This is a genomic window from Paraburkholderia elongata (assembly GCF_013177735.1).
Lineage (GTDB): Bacteria > Pseudomonadota > Gammaproteobacteria > Burkholderiales > Burkholderiaceae > Paraburkholderia > Paraburkholderia elongata.
Genome location: NZ_WOEZ01000280.1, coordinates 1 through 16711, shown reverse-complemented (window position 1 = coordinate 16711; position 16711 = coordinate 1). Strand labels below are relative to the sequence as shown.

General features: G+C 61.8%; 11 protein-coding genes and 1 pseudogene. 4 read left to right on the top strand and 8 right to left on the bottom strand.

What is annotated here, in order from left to right; translation table 11 throughout:
• From GNZ13_RS46335 to GNZ13_RS46325, 3 genes are all read left to right on the top strand, one after another.
• The coding region (locus GNZ13_RS46335; RefSeq protein WP_172177634.1) for a TAXI family TRAP transporter solute-binding subunit at positions 1–1243 on the top strand (1243 nt) is incomplete at its 5' end.
• Positions 1244–1337: 94 nt separating this feature from the next.
• Positions 1338–1982, top strand: a complete 645-nt coding sequence (locus GNZ13_RS46330) for a 2-hydroxychromene-2-carboxylate isomerase (RefSeq protein ID WP_172177632.1) — start codon at positions 1338–1340, stop codon at positions 1980–1982.
• Positions 1983–2207: 225 nt separating this feature from the next.
• Positions 2208–3188, top strand: a complete 981-nt coding sequence (locus GNZ13_RS46325) for a LysR substrate-binding domain-containing protein (RefSeq protein WP_172177630.1) — start codon at positions 2208–2210, stop codon at positions 3186–3188.
• A 201-nt stretch (positions 3189–3389) separates the two neighbouring features.
• On the opposite strand, the gene xdhC is transcribed toward GNZ13_RS46325, so the two are convergent.
• The 3 genes from xdhC to xdhA all read right to left on the bottom strand — a co-directional run bounded on the left by xdhC (position 3390) and on the right by xdhA (position 7996).
• Positions 3390–3956: a xanthine dehydrogenase accessory protein XdhC gene (gene xdhC / locus GNZ13_RS46320; RefSeq protein ID WP_172177628.1), complete on the bottom strand. Its 567-nt coding sequence runs from the start codon at positions 3954–3956 to the stop codon at positions 3390–3392.
• A 114-nt stretch (positions 3957–4070) separates the two neighbouring features.
• Positions 4071–6437, bottom strand: a complete 2367-nt coding sequence (xdhB, locus tag GNZ13_RS46315; RefSeq protein WP_172177626.1) for a xanthine dehydrogenase molybdopterin binding subunit — start codon at positions 6435–6437, stop codon at positions 4071–4073.
• Between the two features lie 29 nt (positions 6438–6466).
• Positions 6467–7996 (bottom strand): xanthine dehydrogenase small subunit, encoded by a 1530-nt coding sequence (gene xdhA, locus GNZ13_RS46310; protein ID WP_172177624.1) that lies wholly within the window; start codon positions 7994–7996, stop codon positions 6467–6469.
• A gap of 389 nt (positions 7997–8385) precedes the next feature.
• Between xdhA and GNZ13_RS46305 the strand changes: the two genes are divergently transcribed.
• Complete coding sequence (locus GNZ13_RS46305) at positions 8386–9597, top strand: MFS transporter (RefSeq protein WP_172177622.1); 1212 nt, start codon at positions 8386–8388, stop codon at positions 9595–9597.
• Between the two features lie 102 nt (positions 9598–9699).
• Here the strand turns inward: GNZ13_RS46305 and GNZ13_RS46300 are convergent, their stop codons facing one another.
• The 5 genes and pseudogenes from GNZ13_RS46300 to GNZ13_RS46280 form a co-directional block, all read right to left on the bottom strand.
• Positions 9700–10860: an acyltransferase family protein gene (locus tag GNZ13_RS46300; protein ID WP_172177620.1), complete on the bottom strand. Its 1161-nt coding sequence runs from the start codon at positions 10858–10860 to the stop codon at positions 9700–9702.
• A 179-nt stretch (positions 10861–11039) separates the two neighbouring features.
• Complete coding sequence (locus tag GNZ13_RS46295) at positions 11040–12269, bottom strand: pyridoxal-phosphate-dependent aminotransferase family protein (protein WP_172177638.1); 1230 nt, start codon at positions 12267–12269, stop codon at positions 11040–11042.
• A gap of 113 nt (positions 12270–12382) precedes the next feature.
• Positions 12383–14047, bottom strand: coding sequence for a bifunctional aspartate transaminase/aspartate 4-decarboxylase (locus GNZ13_RS46290; RefSeq protein ID WP_172177618.1), 1665 nt, complete (start codon positions 14045–14047; stop codon positions 12383–12385).
• Positions 14048–14149: 102 nt separating this feature from the next.
• Positions 14150–15829 (bottom strand): annotated as a pseudogene (gene aspT, locus GNZ13_RS46285) (aspartate-alanine antiporter); the annotation flags it as partial.
• A 121-nt stretch (positions 15830–15950) separates the two neighbouring features.
• Positions 15951–16711 (bottom strand): aspartate-alanine antiporter-like transporter (locus tag GNZ13_RS46280; protein ID WP_456238734.1); only part of this gene is annotated, 761 nt, incomplete at its 5' end.

The following is a 16711-nucleotide window of genomic DNA, read 5'->3' as shown; positions in this document are numbered from 1 at the left end:
GTACAAGGAGATTCTGGCGCGCAACCGTATCACGCTGAACGTGTTGCCTTCGGAAGGCTCGCTGCAGAATCTCAAGCGGCTTTCAGACCCGAAGTCGAATGTCGACGTTGCCTTCGTGCAGGACGGCGTCGCGCCCGGTCCGGCAAGCGACGGCCTGATGTCGCTCGGCAGCGTGGCGTACGTGCCGCTGGCGATCTTCTATCACGGGCCGACGGTCGCGCGGCTCTCCGAATTCAAGGGCTTGCGCCTCGCGGTCGGCGCCGAAGGCAGCGGCACGCGCGAACTGGCGCTCGCGCTGCTCAAGGCAAACGGCATCGTGCCGGGCGGCCCGACCAAACTACTGCCGCTCTCGGGCGACGCCGCCGCCCAGGCACTCGTCGCCGGCAAAGTCGACGCGGCTTTTCTGGCTGGCGATTCAGCACAACCGGCGGTGATGGGTAAGCTCTATCGCACGCCGAATGTGCAGTTCTACGATTTCACCCAGGCCGATGCCTACACCCGCCGTTTTCCGTATCTGACGCAGCTCCAAATGCCGATGGGCGCGTTCGACCTCGGCAAGAACCTGCCGTCCGCGCCGATACATATGGTGGCGCCGACTGCCGAACTGGTGGCGCGCGATTCGCTGCATCCCGCGCTTTCCGATCTGCTGATCGAAGCGGCACGCGAGGTCCACGGTAAGCCGAGCATCATGCAGCGCGCCGGCGAATTCCCCGCGCCGCTCGCGCACGATTTCCCAATTAGCGACGACGCCGCCCGTTACTACAAGTCAGGCAAGAGCTTCCTCTACCGGATCCTGCCGTTCTGGCTGGCGAGTCTCGCGGACCGGCTGCTGGTGGTCGTGGTGCCGCTGATCGTGCTGCTGATTCCGGCGCTGCGCGTCGTGCCATCGCTGTACGCATGGCGGGTGAAGTCGCGCATCTACCGCTGGTACGGCGCGCTGATCGCGATCGAGCGCAGCGCGCTCAGCGAGCACTCGGCCGCCGAACGCGCCTCGCTGATCGAGCGGCTCGATGCCATTGAAGAGTCGGTGAACGGTCTGAAAATGCCGCTCGCCTATGCGGATCAGTTCTATGTGCTGCGCGAGCATATCGGCTTCGTGCGCGAGCGGCTCACCCACAGCCGTGAGGCTCAGCGCGACGCAGCGGGCGAGCCGGAAAACGATGACGCAACTGAATCACCTGAAGCGCGGGGAGCCGCCGAGGCCGACGAGTCTTCGGCCGGCGCCGGCCAGAAACCATATTGACGGGTGCAAGCAGCGGCCGCACCGCGTAAGATCGTTACAATTCCGACGATCCAGCAGACAGCGCCGTTCGGAACAGGCAATCCGGGAGACATTTATGACCGTTGGCATCGACGCCAGGCAACCGCTGTGGTTTTACGATTTTGTCTCGCCGTTCACGTACCTGTTGCTCGAGCAACACGACAAATGGCCGGGCTTCGACTTCGCATTCACGCCGGTCGTGCTGAACGAGCTGTATCGCCACTGGGGCCAGCGGCCCGCTTACGACGTGCCCTCGAAGCGCACTTTCACGTATCGCCACGCGCTGTTTCGCGCGGAGCAACTCGGCATCCCGTTCAAGATGCCACCGGCCCATCCGTTCGACTCGATGAAGCCGCTCCTGCTCGCCACCGCGGCAAAGGGCGATATCAGCTTCGTCCGTGAGATTTTCCGTTTCATCTGGCGCGAAGGCCGCGATCCGTCGAGCGATGCAGCATTCGCCGAACTGTGCGAGCGCGTCGGCATGCCTGACGGCCCGGTACTCATCAAGAACGAAGAGGTGAAGGCGCAATTGCAGCGCAACACCACGGATGCGATCGGTCTGGGCGTCTACGGCGTGCCAACTTTCCGTCTGAACAATCAATTGTTCTGGGGCGAAGACGCGTTGCCCATGGTGCTGTATTGCGCACGCACGCCGAACTGGCTCGACTCGCAGGAAGTGAAGCGGATCAGTTCGCTGCCTTCCGGCCTTGCGGACAACTGAACGAAGGCAAAACGTAAGATTCGTGCGGAAAGGCGCGCTGTTTCGGACGTGATTGCGTCAAAGAGGCTGTCCTGATGCCGGCCATACCGTGCCCGCTATGGCCGTCGCACCGCAAACGGGCCTAAGGTTATAACCTTTGCGCCCCGCTCTCGCGATCTGGCTCGCGGGCGGCTCCGTACGACGCTTCATCCGGGCCCGACCTGCTTGCACCGCCTCGCCTAAACCATGGACGACTCCGCCGCCTCCCTCGATATCTGGCTCGTGCGCGTGCTGCGCACGCTGATCGTCGAGCGCAGCGTCACACAAACCGCGCTGCGTCTGAACCAGACCCAGCCCGCTATCAGCACCGCGCTGCGCAAACTGCGCGAGACCCTGAACGACCCGATCCTCGTGCGCGGCAAGTCGGGCATGGTGCCCACCGAATACGGCGAATCGTTGCTGGCCTCGGCGCAACGGGTGCTGCGCGAAGTCGATTTCGTGGCGACGCCGCACGGCGACTTCGATGCCGGCCGCTCGCGCCGCACCTTCCGCGTGGCCGCGCCGGATTATCTGAACGATTTCTTCATGCCTACCGTGATCGCGCAGTTTCGCGAAGCGGCGCCGCATGCGCGTCTGGAAATCGATTCGCTGAGCCCGATGCTCGACCATTCGGCGGCGCTCGATGCGGGCGAACTCGATCTGGTGATCGGCAACTGGCCGAAGCCGGATCCGCGTTTCGGGCGCAGCGACCTGTTCTCCGATACGGTGGTGTGTCTGATGCGCGCCGACCATCCGCTCACGCGCACGCCGATGACGCGCGAAGCGTATCTCGCCGCGCCGCATCTCGCGCCGACGCCTTATAGCGGCGCGAGCGGCGGCGCGGTCGACATCGGATTCGCGCGGGCCCGCGCGGAACGGCGCATCGTCGCCACGCTGCCCTACTTCGGCCTCGTCCCGCAAACGCTGCTGCAGTCGGATCTGATCTTTACGACGACACGCCGGTTCGCGATGCACTATGCGAGCATCCTGCCGCTCGCGGTGGTCGACGTGCCGATTCCGTTTCCACGCATCAAGTGTTATCAGCTGTGGCATCCGCAGCCGGACCGGCCGAGCGATGTCGGCTGGCTGCGGACCTTGATGTCGCAAGTGTCGGATGAGTTGGTCGCGCAGAAGGTGCGGCGCGCGAAACGGCAGCCGAAAAAGGAAACGTCAGCCGCGGCGGACTGACGTTCTGGTTTGAAGGTTGGCCGAAGCTAGCGCAAGGGTGAGCCCTTTACGCTGAACGCCATTACGCTGAACGTTTTACCTTACGGGCTTCACGCCGAGCCCTTTACGTTCACCGCATCACGCAGCACGCTTTTATCTCGAGCGAATAACGTTGCGAGCCTTGCGTTGAACGCCTGACGCCAGGTGCCTCGCTCTGCCCGCTCAGAGGCTCGCGCAGAGCTTCTGCGCCGTCATCTGCGCAGCAGATTGACGCGTGCGAATCTGCAACAACTCGGCACACACCGCGACCGCAATCGCCGCAGGCGCTTTATCGACAATGCCGCCCACGCCGATCGGGCACGTCATCTCCACCAGCCGATCCAGATCCACCCCACGATCCAGCAAACGACGCTCGAATTTCACGCGTTTCGTCTTGGACCCGATCATGCCGAAGTAGGTGAAATCGCGCCGCCGCATGATGCGCGCAGCGAGCGAAAAATCGAGCGCGTGGTTATGCGTCATCACGAGGAAATACGCGCCGGGCGGCGCCGTATCGACGATCGCATCAGGCGTGTCTGTCGCTTCGACCTGCACGTTAGCCGGCGTTTCGTCGGGGAACAGTTCGTCGCGCTCATCAACCCACTGGACGACGCACGGCAAGCTGCCGAGCAGCGTGACGAGCGCATGGCCGACGTGCCCCGCGCCGAACAGCACGATATGCATCGGCGCCGGACGCGGCGCTTCCACGGCGCTGCGTCGGCCGATCTGAACGGAAGAAAAGTCGTTCATGGCGATCAATCCAGTTGGTTTCAATATTTGCACGATTTGCGTTAGCTCGCCACTTTCAGGCGGCTCATGGCACGACCCGGAGGTCACGCCAGGGTTCGACCAGGACTCGCGCGCTTACTGCCGCGCCGCCACAGTCGCCGCCCGCACTGCGCCGACCGCCTTCAAGATTTCCTCGCTGGTCGCGGGCGCGTTCAGCGGCGGATTGACCTTATGGTCGCCCACTGCCGAGACTGCATCGCGCACGGCAAAGAACACCGAGAACGGCAGCAGCAGCGGCGGCTCGCCGGTCGCCTTCGAACGATGGATGCTGTCCTCCGCATTGCGATTCTTGAACAGACGCACACGGAAATCGGGCGGCGTATCGTTGACGGTCGGAATCTTGTAGGTGGACGGCGCATGCGTCATCAGCTTGCCGCCGGCGTTCCACCACAGTTCTTCGGTCGTCAGCCACCCCATGCCCTGGATGAACGCGCCTTCCACCTGGCCGACGTCGAGCGCCGGGTTCAGCGATGCGCCCACGTCGTGCAAAGCGTCCGCGCGCAGCACGCGCATTTCGCCGGTCAGCGTATCGATCACCACTTCCGACACGGCCGCGCCGTATGAGTAGTAGTAGAACGGCCGGCCTTGCAGCTTCGACTGATCCCAGTAGAGCTTCGGCGTGGCGTAAAAGCCGTCCGACCAGAGCTGGACACGCGCGACGTAGGCCTTCGCGATCACTTCTTCGAACGGCACGATCATCTCGCCGACCACCACGCGGTCGTGCACGAAACGCACTTCCGAGGCAGACACCTGCCCTGCGCCGAAACGCTCGGCGGCGAAGGCCGACAGACGTTCGCGCAACTGGCGCGCGGCATCTTGCGCAGCCTTGCCGTTCAGGTCCGAACCGGTCGATGCAGCGGTCGCCGACGTATTGGCGATCTTGCTCGTATCGGTCGCCGTGACGCGGATGCGGTTAAAGCCGATGCCCAGTTCATGCGCGACGACCTGCGCGACCTTGGTGTTCAAACCCTGGCCCATTTCGGTGCCGCCGTGGTTCACCAGCACCGAACCGTCGGTGTAGATGTGCACCAGCGCGCCGGCCTGGTTGAAGTGGGTCACATTGAACGCGATGCCGAACTTGACCGGCGTGAGCGCGAGGCCCTTCTTCAGCACTTCGTTGTTCGCATTGAACTCGTTGATCGCCGCACGGCGCGCGCGGTACTCGCTGGTCGCCTCGAGTTCGTCGATCAGCTCGTGAATCACGTTGTCTTCGACCACCTGACCATACGGCGTCTGGTTGCGCTCGGTCTTGCCGTACAGATTGCGACGGCGCACGTCGAGCGAATCCTCGCCCACCGAACGCGCGACGTTGTCCATGATGTACTCGATCGCGAACGCGCCTTGCGGACCACCGAAGCCGCGGAACGCGGTGTTCGACTGCGTGTTGGTCTTGCCGCAGAAGCCGTCGATCGTCACGTCGGACAACCAGTACGCGTTGTCGAAGTGGCACAGCGCACGCGTCATCACCGGACCGGACAGGTCGGCGGAGAAGCCGCAACGCGAGGTCATGTCGACGCTCACGCCGTCGATCACACCCTTGTCGTCGTAGCCCACTTCATACGTATAGTGGAAATCGTGGCGCTTGCCGGTGACCATCATGTCGTCGTCGCGGTCCGGACGCAGCTTGACCGGGCACAGCAGCTTCCATGCAGCCAGCGCCGCGCAGCACGCGAACAGACCCGATTGTGATTCCTTGCCGCCGAAACCGCCGCCCATGCGGCGGCATTCGATCAACACGTTGTGCGACGCCACACCCAATGCGTGCGCGACCATGTGCTGCATTTCGGTCGGGTGCTGCGTCGAACAGTAGACGTGCATGCCGTCGTCGTCCTTCGGCACCGCGTACGAAATCTGGCCTTCCAGATAGAACTGTTCCTGGCCGCCGAGCAGCATCTCGCCGGCTTCGCGACGCGCCGCACGAGCGATCTTCGTGCTGGCTTCGCCGCGCGCGAGCTTCATCGGCGGCAAGACGTGCTGGTTTGCGGCGCGGGCTTGTTGCGCGGTAAGGATCGCGGGCAACTCTTCGTAGACGACTTCGGCGCGACGAGCGGCCAAACGCGCGATTTCATGCGAGGTCGCGACCACGATGAACATCGGCTGGCCGACGTATTGCACGACACCGTCGGCAAGAATCGGATCGTCGCCGTGGATGATTGGGCCGACGTCATTGACGCCAGGGATATCACCTGCGGTGAAGATCGCGACCACGCCGGGCGTGGCGCGCACTTTGTCGAGCGACATCGAAACCATCTTCGCGTGCGCTTTCGTCGACAAGCCGAGCGCGGCGTGCAGCGTGCCGGCGAGCGTCGGGATGTCGTCGGTGTAAGTGGCGCGGCCGCTCACGTGCAGATGCGCGGACTCGTGCGGACGCGAGATGTGGACCTGGGTAAAGTCGTCGAGATCCTGAAGGTCTTTCAGGAATGGTTCGGCATGCTGATTCATTCTTGTGTTCTCCGTATCCTTGTGGCGTCTCAGGCGCTCGCGCCGGCCGGGGCGCAGGCAGCAGCAACTGCACGAACATCCAGTGCGCTCTTCGGCAGCGGATTGTTGGGACGCGTTTCGAGCCAGAAGCGGTACAACGTGTTCTTCGCCGATTCGAGGCGGTAGTTGCTGGTCGCGCGCATGTCGCTAAGCGGCGCGTAGTCGTTGCCGAGCGCGAGCATCGCGGCCTGCGCGGTGGCTTCGTGCCATTCGGCGTCGCGCAGCACGGCTTCAGCGTGCGTCGCGCGCTTCGAGGTGGCGGCCATGCCGCCGAACGCAATGCGCGGCTCGCGGATCACGTTGCCGTCGGCGATAAAGGAGAACGCGGCGCACACAGCCGAGATGTCCGAGTCGAAACGCTTCGACAGTTTGTAGGTGCGGAACTGCAGGTTCTTGCGCACGCCGGTGCGGGTCGGCACCTTGAGTCCGACGACGAACTCATGCTCCGCCATGTCCTTCTTCTGATACGCCAGGTACAGATCCTCGAGCGGCATTTCACGTTCGATCTCGCCGCCACGCACGATCACATGCGCGCCGAGCGCAATCAGGCCGGGCATCGAATCGCCGATCGGCGAGCCGTTGGCGATGTTGCCGCCGAGCGTGCCGGCATTGCGGATCGGCAACGACGCAAAGCGTTGCCACATTTCGGTGAGCTCCGGATATTGCTTCGCAATTTCCGCGTAAGCCTTTTCGACGGTCACGCCCGCGCCGATCTCGATCCAGTTGTCATTCGTTTCGAGCTTTTGCAACTCGGCGATCTGGCCGACGTAGACGATGTTGCCAAGCTCGCGCATCTGCTTGGTCACCCACAAGCCGATGTCCGTGCTGCCAGCGAGGATGCGAGCGGCCGGTTCGGCTTCCTTGATTTTCGCGAGCGCGTCGACGGTGCGCGGCGCGTCGAACTGCTGGCCGGCGTGCTTGTAGTGGAACGTGTCCTTGCGCTCGAGCGTGGCAAGCGTTGCCGACAGCGCGTCGACATTGACCGGCGCTTTCGGCGCGGGCGCTTCGAACATGCGCACGGCGGCATCGACGATCGGACGATAGCCGGTGCAGCGGCACAGATTGCCGGTCAGCGCATTGCTGATGTCGTCACGCGACGGCACGGTCTTGTTCGCGCAGCTATGTTCGTGGCCGTGCTTCTCGTACAACGACCACATCGACATCACGAAACCCGGCGTGCAGAAACCGCACTGCGAACCGTGGCACTCGACCATCGCTTCCTGCACCGGATGCAGCGAGCCGTCCGGCTGACGCAGGTCCTCGACGGTGAAAAGCGCCTTGCCGTCCAACGTCGGCACGAACTGGATGCAGGCGTTCACCGCCTTGAAGTCGACGCCGCCCGCCTCGTTGCGCTCGCCGATCACGACCGTGCACGCGCCGCAGTCGCCTTCGGCGCAACCTTCCTTGGTGCCGGTGCAATGCGCGTCCTCGCGCAAATACTGCAGGACGGTGCGGGTGACGGGCGCATCCTTGATCTCACGGATCGCGTTGCGGTGGTAGAAGCGAATCGGCTCAGTCATGTCTCGTTACTCTCAATGTTCTGTGTCCGTTGGGACGTGCTGCGATGATGGTTCGAAAACTATCACCATCAATAAATGCAACCCATAGCAGGGATCGCATGCGGGACATATTCGCGAAACGATATAGAGATGGGTTTGAGGGTTGGTAGGCTTATGTTGAAATGTCCGTTTTGCCGTATTTTCATAACAATTATAGATTTGCCACCATTACCGGCTGAGGCCTCTTGATCCGCTGCGCACGGAAAGACCGCTCGTGCAGGGTAAAAACGAACCACTATATGACTCCGGCACCGTTTTTTATCCGTCGAAATTATTAAGCAACCCCTGCAAGGGAATCGGTTCCATGGGAAAATCACGCCTTCCCGCCGTTTTCAAGTCTCGTTTTCCCCATGTCCACCGACTCAGCGACACCTCGCAGCGAATTTGCGACGACCATGCAGATCATTCCGGTCGTCTTTTTCACGTTTCTTTGCTATCTGACGATCGGAATTCCGCTCGCGGTGCTGCCTGGCTACGTCCACGACGACCTGGGTTACAGCGCGATCCTGGCCGGCGCCGCGATCAGCGTGCAGTACCTGGCGACGCTGGCATCTCGGCCGCTCGCCGGCCGCTCGGCCGACACGTTGGGGCCGAAGCGGACGGTGACGATCGGCTTGCTGGGTTGCGGTGCGAGTGGAATTTTGTTGCTGCTGGCCGTGTTGTGCGGGCGCTGGCCGGTGTTGAGCCTGGGATTGCTGGTGTGCAGCCGTCTCGTGCTCGGCTTCGGCGAAAGCCTGTGCGGCACCGGCGCGATTTTGTGGGGCATTGGCCGGGTGGGGACGAGCAACAACGCCCGGGTGATTTCGTGGAACGGCATCGCGACTTATGGCGCGCTCGCGGTTGGCGCGCCGCTCGGTGTAGCGATTGCACACTCGATCGGGTTCGCCGCGTTGGGCATTCTGGTGATTCTGCTGGCAGCGCTCGGTTTTTATCTGGCGCGGCCCATCGCGCCAGTGCCGATCGTGCATGGCGAGCGGATGTCGTACCGGAGCGTGTTCACGCGGGTGCTGCCGCATGGGATCGGGTTGGCGCTGGGCTCGGCCGGCTTCGGGTCGATTGCGACATTCATCACGCTGTTTTATGCGGCGCGGCATTGGCCCAATGCGGCTTTGTCGTTGACCGTTTTCGGCACGCTGTTCATCGGCGCGCGCTTGTTGTTCGCCAACACGATCAAGACCTACGGTGGGTTCCGGGTCGCGATCGCTTCGTTTTCGTTCGAATGCGCCGGGCTGTTGATGTTGTGGCTGGCGCCTGAGCCGCATATCGCCCTTGCGGGTGCGGCCTTGACCGGGTTCGGGTTTGCTTTGGTGTTCCCGGCTCTCGGCGTGGAAGCGGTTGGGCTCGTGCCGCCCGCTAGCCGCGGCGCGGCTTTGTCGGCTTATTCCGTGTTTCTCGATCTCTCGCTGGGGATTACCGGGCCGTTGGCCGGGTATATCGCGGGGGAGTTCGGGTATGGGTCGGTGTTTCTTTTTGCAGCGATTGCCGCTGCTGCTGCGGTGGGGCTTTCTACGGTTTTGTATTTGCGCAATGCCAATGTAACGAATTTGCCTGCGGCGCTTTGATTCTTCGTTGTTCTGATTCTGCGTTTTTGTTTCAGCCAACGGCGTTGGCTTTTCCTTGCGCCGCACGCGCCGAAGGCGAGCCGCTGCCGTCTTGCCGCAACGTCATGCGGCCCGATCGTGCAGCATCGTTGCCGGCCGCACTGACGGCGCGATGGTCGATAGCCTCGTGCGGATCCGCCTTCGCATCGGCTCTTCAAAACACTTAAAGATCGCGACGCTCAGGCATATCACGAAGATCATCGCGATCCATCCGTTCGATTGGGTGAACCCAGCGATATGCGCCAGATGTGCTAACGGCACGTGAATGAGGTAGAGAGAATAACTTGCTTCGCCAAGCAGAACGAGCCAACGTTGATTCAGGAAGCCAACGACTGGACGTTCCAATAAGACAAGGCCGAGTATGAGTGCGGCGAAGAACGGCGATTCGAGGTAATACGCGGGGGACATGGGACGCGTGATTGCCAGGATGACGATCGCAGTGAGTGCCAAAGAAATCAGTAATAGGCCGCGAGAATGGAGCGAGGTGCCGCGTGTACGCAACTCGTCAAACTTGATCGCGGCGCATATGCCGACAATGAATTCGAAAAGGTGTGTAATCGGAAATTCGGCGACGAGAAAGCCGTGGCGACTCGCTGGTAGCGCATGTTGAAGAAACACGATCCACAGCCCTTGCAGTATCCAGAGCCCCGCACAAAGAACGTACAACGTCCGCAAGCGCATTGCTCCCAGTCTGCGCACCAGCAGTGGAAATAGCGCGTAGAAGAATGCTTCACAGGAGATGCTCCACGAGGGTCCGTTCCATGGCTGATTAACTGCAGCGAACGGAAACCAGGCATTCAGCAAGAACAGTTGGCAGACCAGGCTTATAGCGAGTGAGATATAAATCCAATTCTTTAGCGCGTACCACTCGAGCAGGAGCGATGCATCTCCTGTATTGAGCAGATAAGCGGTGACGAGCGCCGCCAGACCCAGTGAAAGAAGCACGACCGGGTAGATTCGGGCGAAGCGGGCGACATAGAAGCGCATCGGGCCACCCTCGGTACCGATTGTTTGCCGGTACGTATAAGTGAGGATGAACCCGGAAAGCACGAAAAATAGTGACACGGCGGGGCGACCACCGTCTATGAAACCAAACAACTGTTTGGGCAATTTGAGTAAGCCCAACTCGGTGAAATGCGATAACACCACCGTCAGGGCAGCCAGAAAGCGGATACTAGTGAGCGCCGGTAGTACCCCGCCAGATTTGCTTGTCGTTTTGCTCATCTTGGCCCCTGTCGTTTGCTGGTCATGGTAACAGCATCAGGTGGCAACGCAGTATCGGCGCGGCGCTGTTTGACTATTCTTTGGCGGCTTTGGCCCCCCAAAAATCCGCCACTTCGCTCACCCGGTCATCGCACGAACGCCGCTCAAACAGGGGCGCGAGGGGCAAAAAGACCCAGCCCCTATCTCCCTCCGGAAAGCCCACGCTCAAGCGCCGCCACGCCAGCTGGCAAATCAACCTTAACGCCTAGATCGACCATCGTCCTCCCGAGAGCATGCACCGTCCGGAACAGGTTATGTTCGCGACATTGCTCTCCCATCTGTCCGATCCGAACAATCGGCAATCCGAACGAACCAGAAATCTCAACCTGATGCTGCCGCGAGATATGCGAGCAAACGTCCCCTGGACTCAGCCCGACGGGCACTTCGATCCCAACCACAGAGTTCAACCGGCAAGCCTGCGGCGCATAGAGTTGCAAGCCCAAAGCCGTGACCCCGTCCTGCAAAGCCAACGAACACTTCAAGTGCCGCGCAAACCGCTTCTCCAACGTCTCAGCACAAACCAGCCGCAAAGCCTCATGCAAAGCCAGCACGCCGGACACAGGCGCCGTGTAGTGATATCCGGCGTTATGCCAGAAATTCTCAGCCAGCGAAGCATCCAGACACCAATGTGCATTAAGCGCCGTGCGTCCTTTAACCCGCTCCCACGCAGCATCCGAAAACGCAATCAGCGACACGCCAGGAATCGACGACAACCCCTTCTGCCCGCCGGTAATCACGGCATCGATCTCCCATGCATCCATCTCCAACGGCATCGTGCTCAGCGTGCACACCGCATCAACGATTACCAGCGCGCCCGCGGCCTTCGCCAGCGCGGCAATGTCTTTCAAGTGGTAATTCCACACCGTGTTCGACGTCTCGCCCTGCACCACCGTGACGATCTCCGGCCGTTCGCGGCGGATCGCCTCGGCGACCTTTTCGAGGCTCGCCACCGTGCCGTCCTCGACGTCGAGCATGGCAACGTGCGCGCCGACGCGCCGCCCCATCTCCGCCATCCGCTCGCTGAAAAAACCGTTCCTGATACTCAACACTCTCGTGCCTTCCCACGCGAGGTTGGAAATCGCCATTTCCATCGCGGCAGAACCCGGCCCCGCGACCCCCAGCACCCACTTCGAATTCGTCTGGAATACGTAGCGCGCCATGGTCTTCACCTGGCCGATCACCTTCACCATCGTGCTGCCAAGGTGATTGATCACCACCGTATTGGCCTTGGCCACCGCCGCGGGAATCGGCACGGGGCCGGCGCCCATCATCAGCAACGGCTCTTCGGGAAGAATGGCGTCGAGCGATTCGACAACCGGACAGGGCACAGCGTAGGAAACGGGTGCGGCGGATGTGGATGAAGTCGGCATGATCGGTACGTGAATGTCAGGGCGCAAAGGAACAAGCGGCCCCGCCAGCAATGACACTGGCGGGGCCGCTTGTTCGATCATTCACCGATCCGCGCGATTGCGCAAGGATTTTGTCACTTCACCTTGGACTTATCGAGCTTCTTGCCGGTTGCCGCGTTATACCGCTCGACATATTCCTCGATCAGCTTGCGCATCGCGCGGCCGATCTGCCGATAGTCCGACTCGTTCAGATTGGCCAGCGACACCCGTCCCGAAGGATGCTGCGTACCGAAGCCGCGTCCCGGCAACAGCACCACGCGCGCTTCACGCGCGAGGCGGAACAGCAATTCGGACGGCTCGGTGTTCTTCAGCAGCCAGTCGACGAACTCACGCCCAAACATGCGCTCGCCGAGGTACTCGATGTCGAGAATCGTGTAGTAGTCGGCCTGATTCGGATCGTTCTCCTCGAACGAAATGCCGACCTCTTCGTACAGCGCCTGCTTGCGCTTGCGGATCAGGCGCTTCAACGCGTTCTTGTACGCGTCGGGCGTGTCCATCAGTGAGAACAGCGAGAACAACACCATCTGCACCTGCTGCGGCGTCGACAATCCCGCCGTGTGATTCAGCGCGACCGTGCGGCTGTCGGCCACCAGCCGATCGATGAACTTGAGCTTTTCCGGCTCGGTCGTGATCGATTCGTAACGTTCGTGCAACTGCTTTTTCGCGTCTTTCGGCAGTTCGGCGATCAGCTTGTCGAGCACGTTGTCGCGATGCGTCGCGATGACGCCGAGACGCCAGCCGGTCGCGCCGAAATACTTCGAGTACGAGTACACGAGAATGGTGTTCTTCGGCGCGAGCGCGAACAGCGAGACGAAATCGTCGGCGAAGGTGCCGTACACGTCGTCGGTCAGCAGAATCAGATCGGGCCGTTCCTTGACGATCTCGGCGATATATTCGAGGCTCTCGTCGCTGATCTTCACCGAAGGCGGATTGCTCGGGTTCACGAGGAAGAACGCCTTCACCTTCGGATCGCGCAGCTTGTCGAGTTCCTTCTTCGAATACTGCCAGCCGCTTTCAACCGTGGCTTCGAGATTGACGACGTTCAGCTGATAGTCGTTCAGGCGCGGAATTTCGATGTACGGCGTGAAGATCGGCAAGCCAAGCGCAATCGTGTCACCCGGCTTGATCAGGTGATTCTCGCGCATCGTATTGAAGATGTACGTCATCGCCGCCGTGCCGCCTTCCACGGCGAACACGTCGAACTCGCCGACGAACGGACGACTGCCGATCATCTCGCGGCGCAGATACTGCCCGACGATCAGTTCGGATAACTTAAGCATCCGGTCCGGCACCGGATAGTTCGACGCGAGAATGCCCTCGCACATTTCATAGAGAAAGTCGCCCGCGGAGAGTCCGAGCTGGTCGCGCACATACGACACCGCGCCACGCAGAAAGTCGATGCCGGGCACGCCCTTGTTTTCGCGCAGGAACAGATCGAAGCGCTCCGTGAGCCCTTCGCGGCGCGGGAAACCGCCGACCCCCTCGGGCATAAACGCAAACGAACGCTCCGACTCGCGCATCGCAAAGAGACCGAGCTGCCAGAAGCCGTGGCGCGGAATCGTCGCGAGGAAATTCGGATTGCCGCGGCCGGCGTTGAGCATCGATGCATTAGCGGCACGCTCTACCGCGCCGCCACCGGCAGCCTTGATCAGTTCGTCCTTGAGTTCGAACGGGCTGAGCGCCGCGAGGCCGGCTTGAGCCACGTCGCCTTGTTTCTTGCCGCTTTTCTCTTTTGCCATGATGCGTTCTCCAATGTGCAAGTGAATAACGCCGGCGTCGTGTGTGATCGTTCAGTTGATGCCGGCGTAAGAGAGATCGATAAATGCGCGCGCTAAACCTGACTAAACCAGCCCGACCACGAGCGGTCCGAGCAACGTCAATGCGACGTTCGCAATCGCATACGTAATCGCGAACGGTACAGTCGGGACGGCGCTTTCCGCCTTGTCGAGCACACCGCCGAATGCCGGGTTCGCACTGCGTGAACCCGAGAGTGCGCCGGCCAGAATCGCCGCGTTTTTGTAGCCCAGTACGTAGCGGCCGAACAGCATCGTCAGGATCAGCGGGAACAACGTGACGAACACGCCGAGCAGGAAGATCGTCATGCCGCTCTGCTTGACCGTCACGACTGCCTGCAAGCCGGAGTTCAGGCCGACCACCGCAACGAACGCCGCGAGACCGAAGTCCTTCAGCAACTGCGACGCCGCCGTCGGCATGACGCCATACATCGGATGCTTGCCACGCATCCAGCCGAACAGCAAACCGGCCAGCAGGCAGCCGCCACCCGAACCGAGCGTGAGCGGAATGCCGCCCACGTTGATGACGATCAGCCCGATCAGCAGACCGAGCACGAGGCCGACGCCCATATAGATGAAGTCGGTTTTATTGCTGTACGGCAGTTCGTAGCCGGCTGCGTCGACGGCACGCTTGGTGTCTTTCGGCGAACCGTAGAAAGTGATCACGTCGCCGTGCTCGAGCTTGGTTTCGGGCAGAATCGGCAGCGGCTGGCCGGCACGCGAAGCGCTCTGGATATAGACGCCGTGACGCATGTCGCGATCCACCACTTCGCGCGCAGCGGCGATCGTCGTGTGGTTCATACCTTTGCGTGTGAACACGCCTTCGCGCGTCTGCATCACGACGCCAATGTCCTCGACGTTGGCGATCTCGTTGCCGTTCGCGCCGAATGCGACCACCGCCTCACGGCGGCCCACCACCAGCACCTCGTCGTTGAGTTGCAAGGCCAGATCGGGCGTCGGCTCGAGGTTCTTACCGTCACGCTTGATCCGCTCGATCGTCATCATGTCCTGATGCTGAGTCTCGACTGCCTTGACCGTTTTCCCAGCGCTGACATCGATCTTGTACGCACGCCCCACCAGTTCGGGCAACGCACGAATTTGCCCCGCTCCGAGTGAGGACGAACCTGAAGACAGTTCACGCTCCGCTTCGATCGACGCCTCGCGTAAGCCTTGCCCCATGAACTTCGGCAGGATGTTCACGCAGGCGATGATCGCGCCGAGCGAGCCGAACACGTAGGTCACGGCATACGCGATTGCCACGTCCGATTGCAGCGACTTGACCTGATCGGCGGGCAGACCGAGACGCGCGATGGCGTCGCCGGCCGTGCCGATAATCGCCGACTGCGTCAGCGCGCCGCCCGCAAGACCCGCGGCGAGGCCCTTGTTCAGATGGAACAGCTTCGCGCAGACCACCACGGTGATCAGCGCGGAGACGGCGAGAAACACCGCCATCGCAATCTCACGCAGCGTCTTGCGGTTCAGCGAGTTGAAGAAGCCCGGTCCGGAGTCGTAGCCGACCGCGTATATGAATACGGCGAACATCACCGATTTCACGCCGTTGTCGATCGTCACGCCTGCCTGGCTGATCACGACCGCAGCCAGCAATGAACCGCCCACGCCGCCTAACTGGAATTTCCCGAAGTTGATTTGCCCGATGAAGTAACCGGCTGCAAGCGAAAGAAACAGCGCGATCTCGGGTGATTTCTGGAAAATGTGATGTAGCCAGTCCGTCGTGCCCTCGCTGGATAGTTTTCGATACCGAGTACTGGGTGCTGCAAGTGCAGACGGACCTCACGGCATCCGCATGCGGTCGGCTGCGCGCCACGCCGCGCGCAGCCCATCTGTGCGTTTAGCCGAACTTCCCGGCAAGGCCGACCACGACCGGCCCCATCAACGGCAACAAAATGTTCGAGAGCGCATAGGTGATCGTGTAGCCGATCACGGGTGTCGAATTGCCGGTCACGCCGACCAGCGCGCTGATCGCCGGCGTAGTGCATTGCTGACCGGCAATGGCGCCGAGCAGCATGGGCGCTTCGAGCTTGAGAAACGCACGGCCGATCCAGAGCGACAGCAAGCCGGGCACGAGCACCATCAGAATGCCCGCGACGGGCAGCGCCAGACCGTATTCGCGCACCAGCTTGATGGCGTCGGGTCCCGCCGACAGCCCGACAGCGGCAATGAAGGTGGCAAGGCCAAAATCCTTGAGAATTTGCGCGGCAACCGAAGGCAACGAGCCGACCAACGGATAGCGCGAACGGATCCAGCCGAACAGCAGCGCCGAGAGCAGGCAGCCGCCACCCGTGCCGAGCGCGATCGACACGCCGCCGATGCGCCCGCCGAGATGGCCGATCGCCATACCGACCAGCACGCCCAGGCCCAGATAAACGAAGTCGGTTTTCTGGGTCGTGGCGAGTACGTAACCCAGATGCCGCGCGCCACGCTCGACATCGGCCTTCGCGCCCACCAGCGTCAGGACGTCGCCGCGATTGAGCTCGGTGCCGGGCAGCGCGGGCACCGTGGTTTCGAGCCGCGTGACGGCCGCGATATAGACGCCGCGACCTTCTTCCGGCTTTGCCCGTTCGCGCACCTGCGCGACGGTCAGACCGTGCG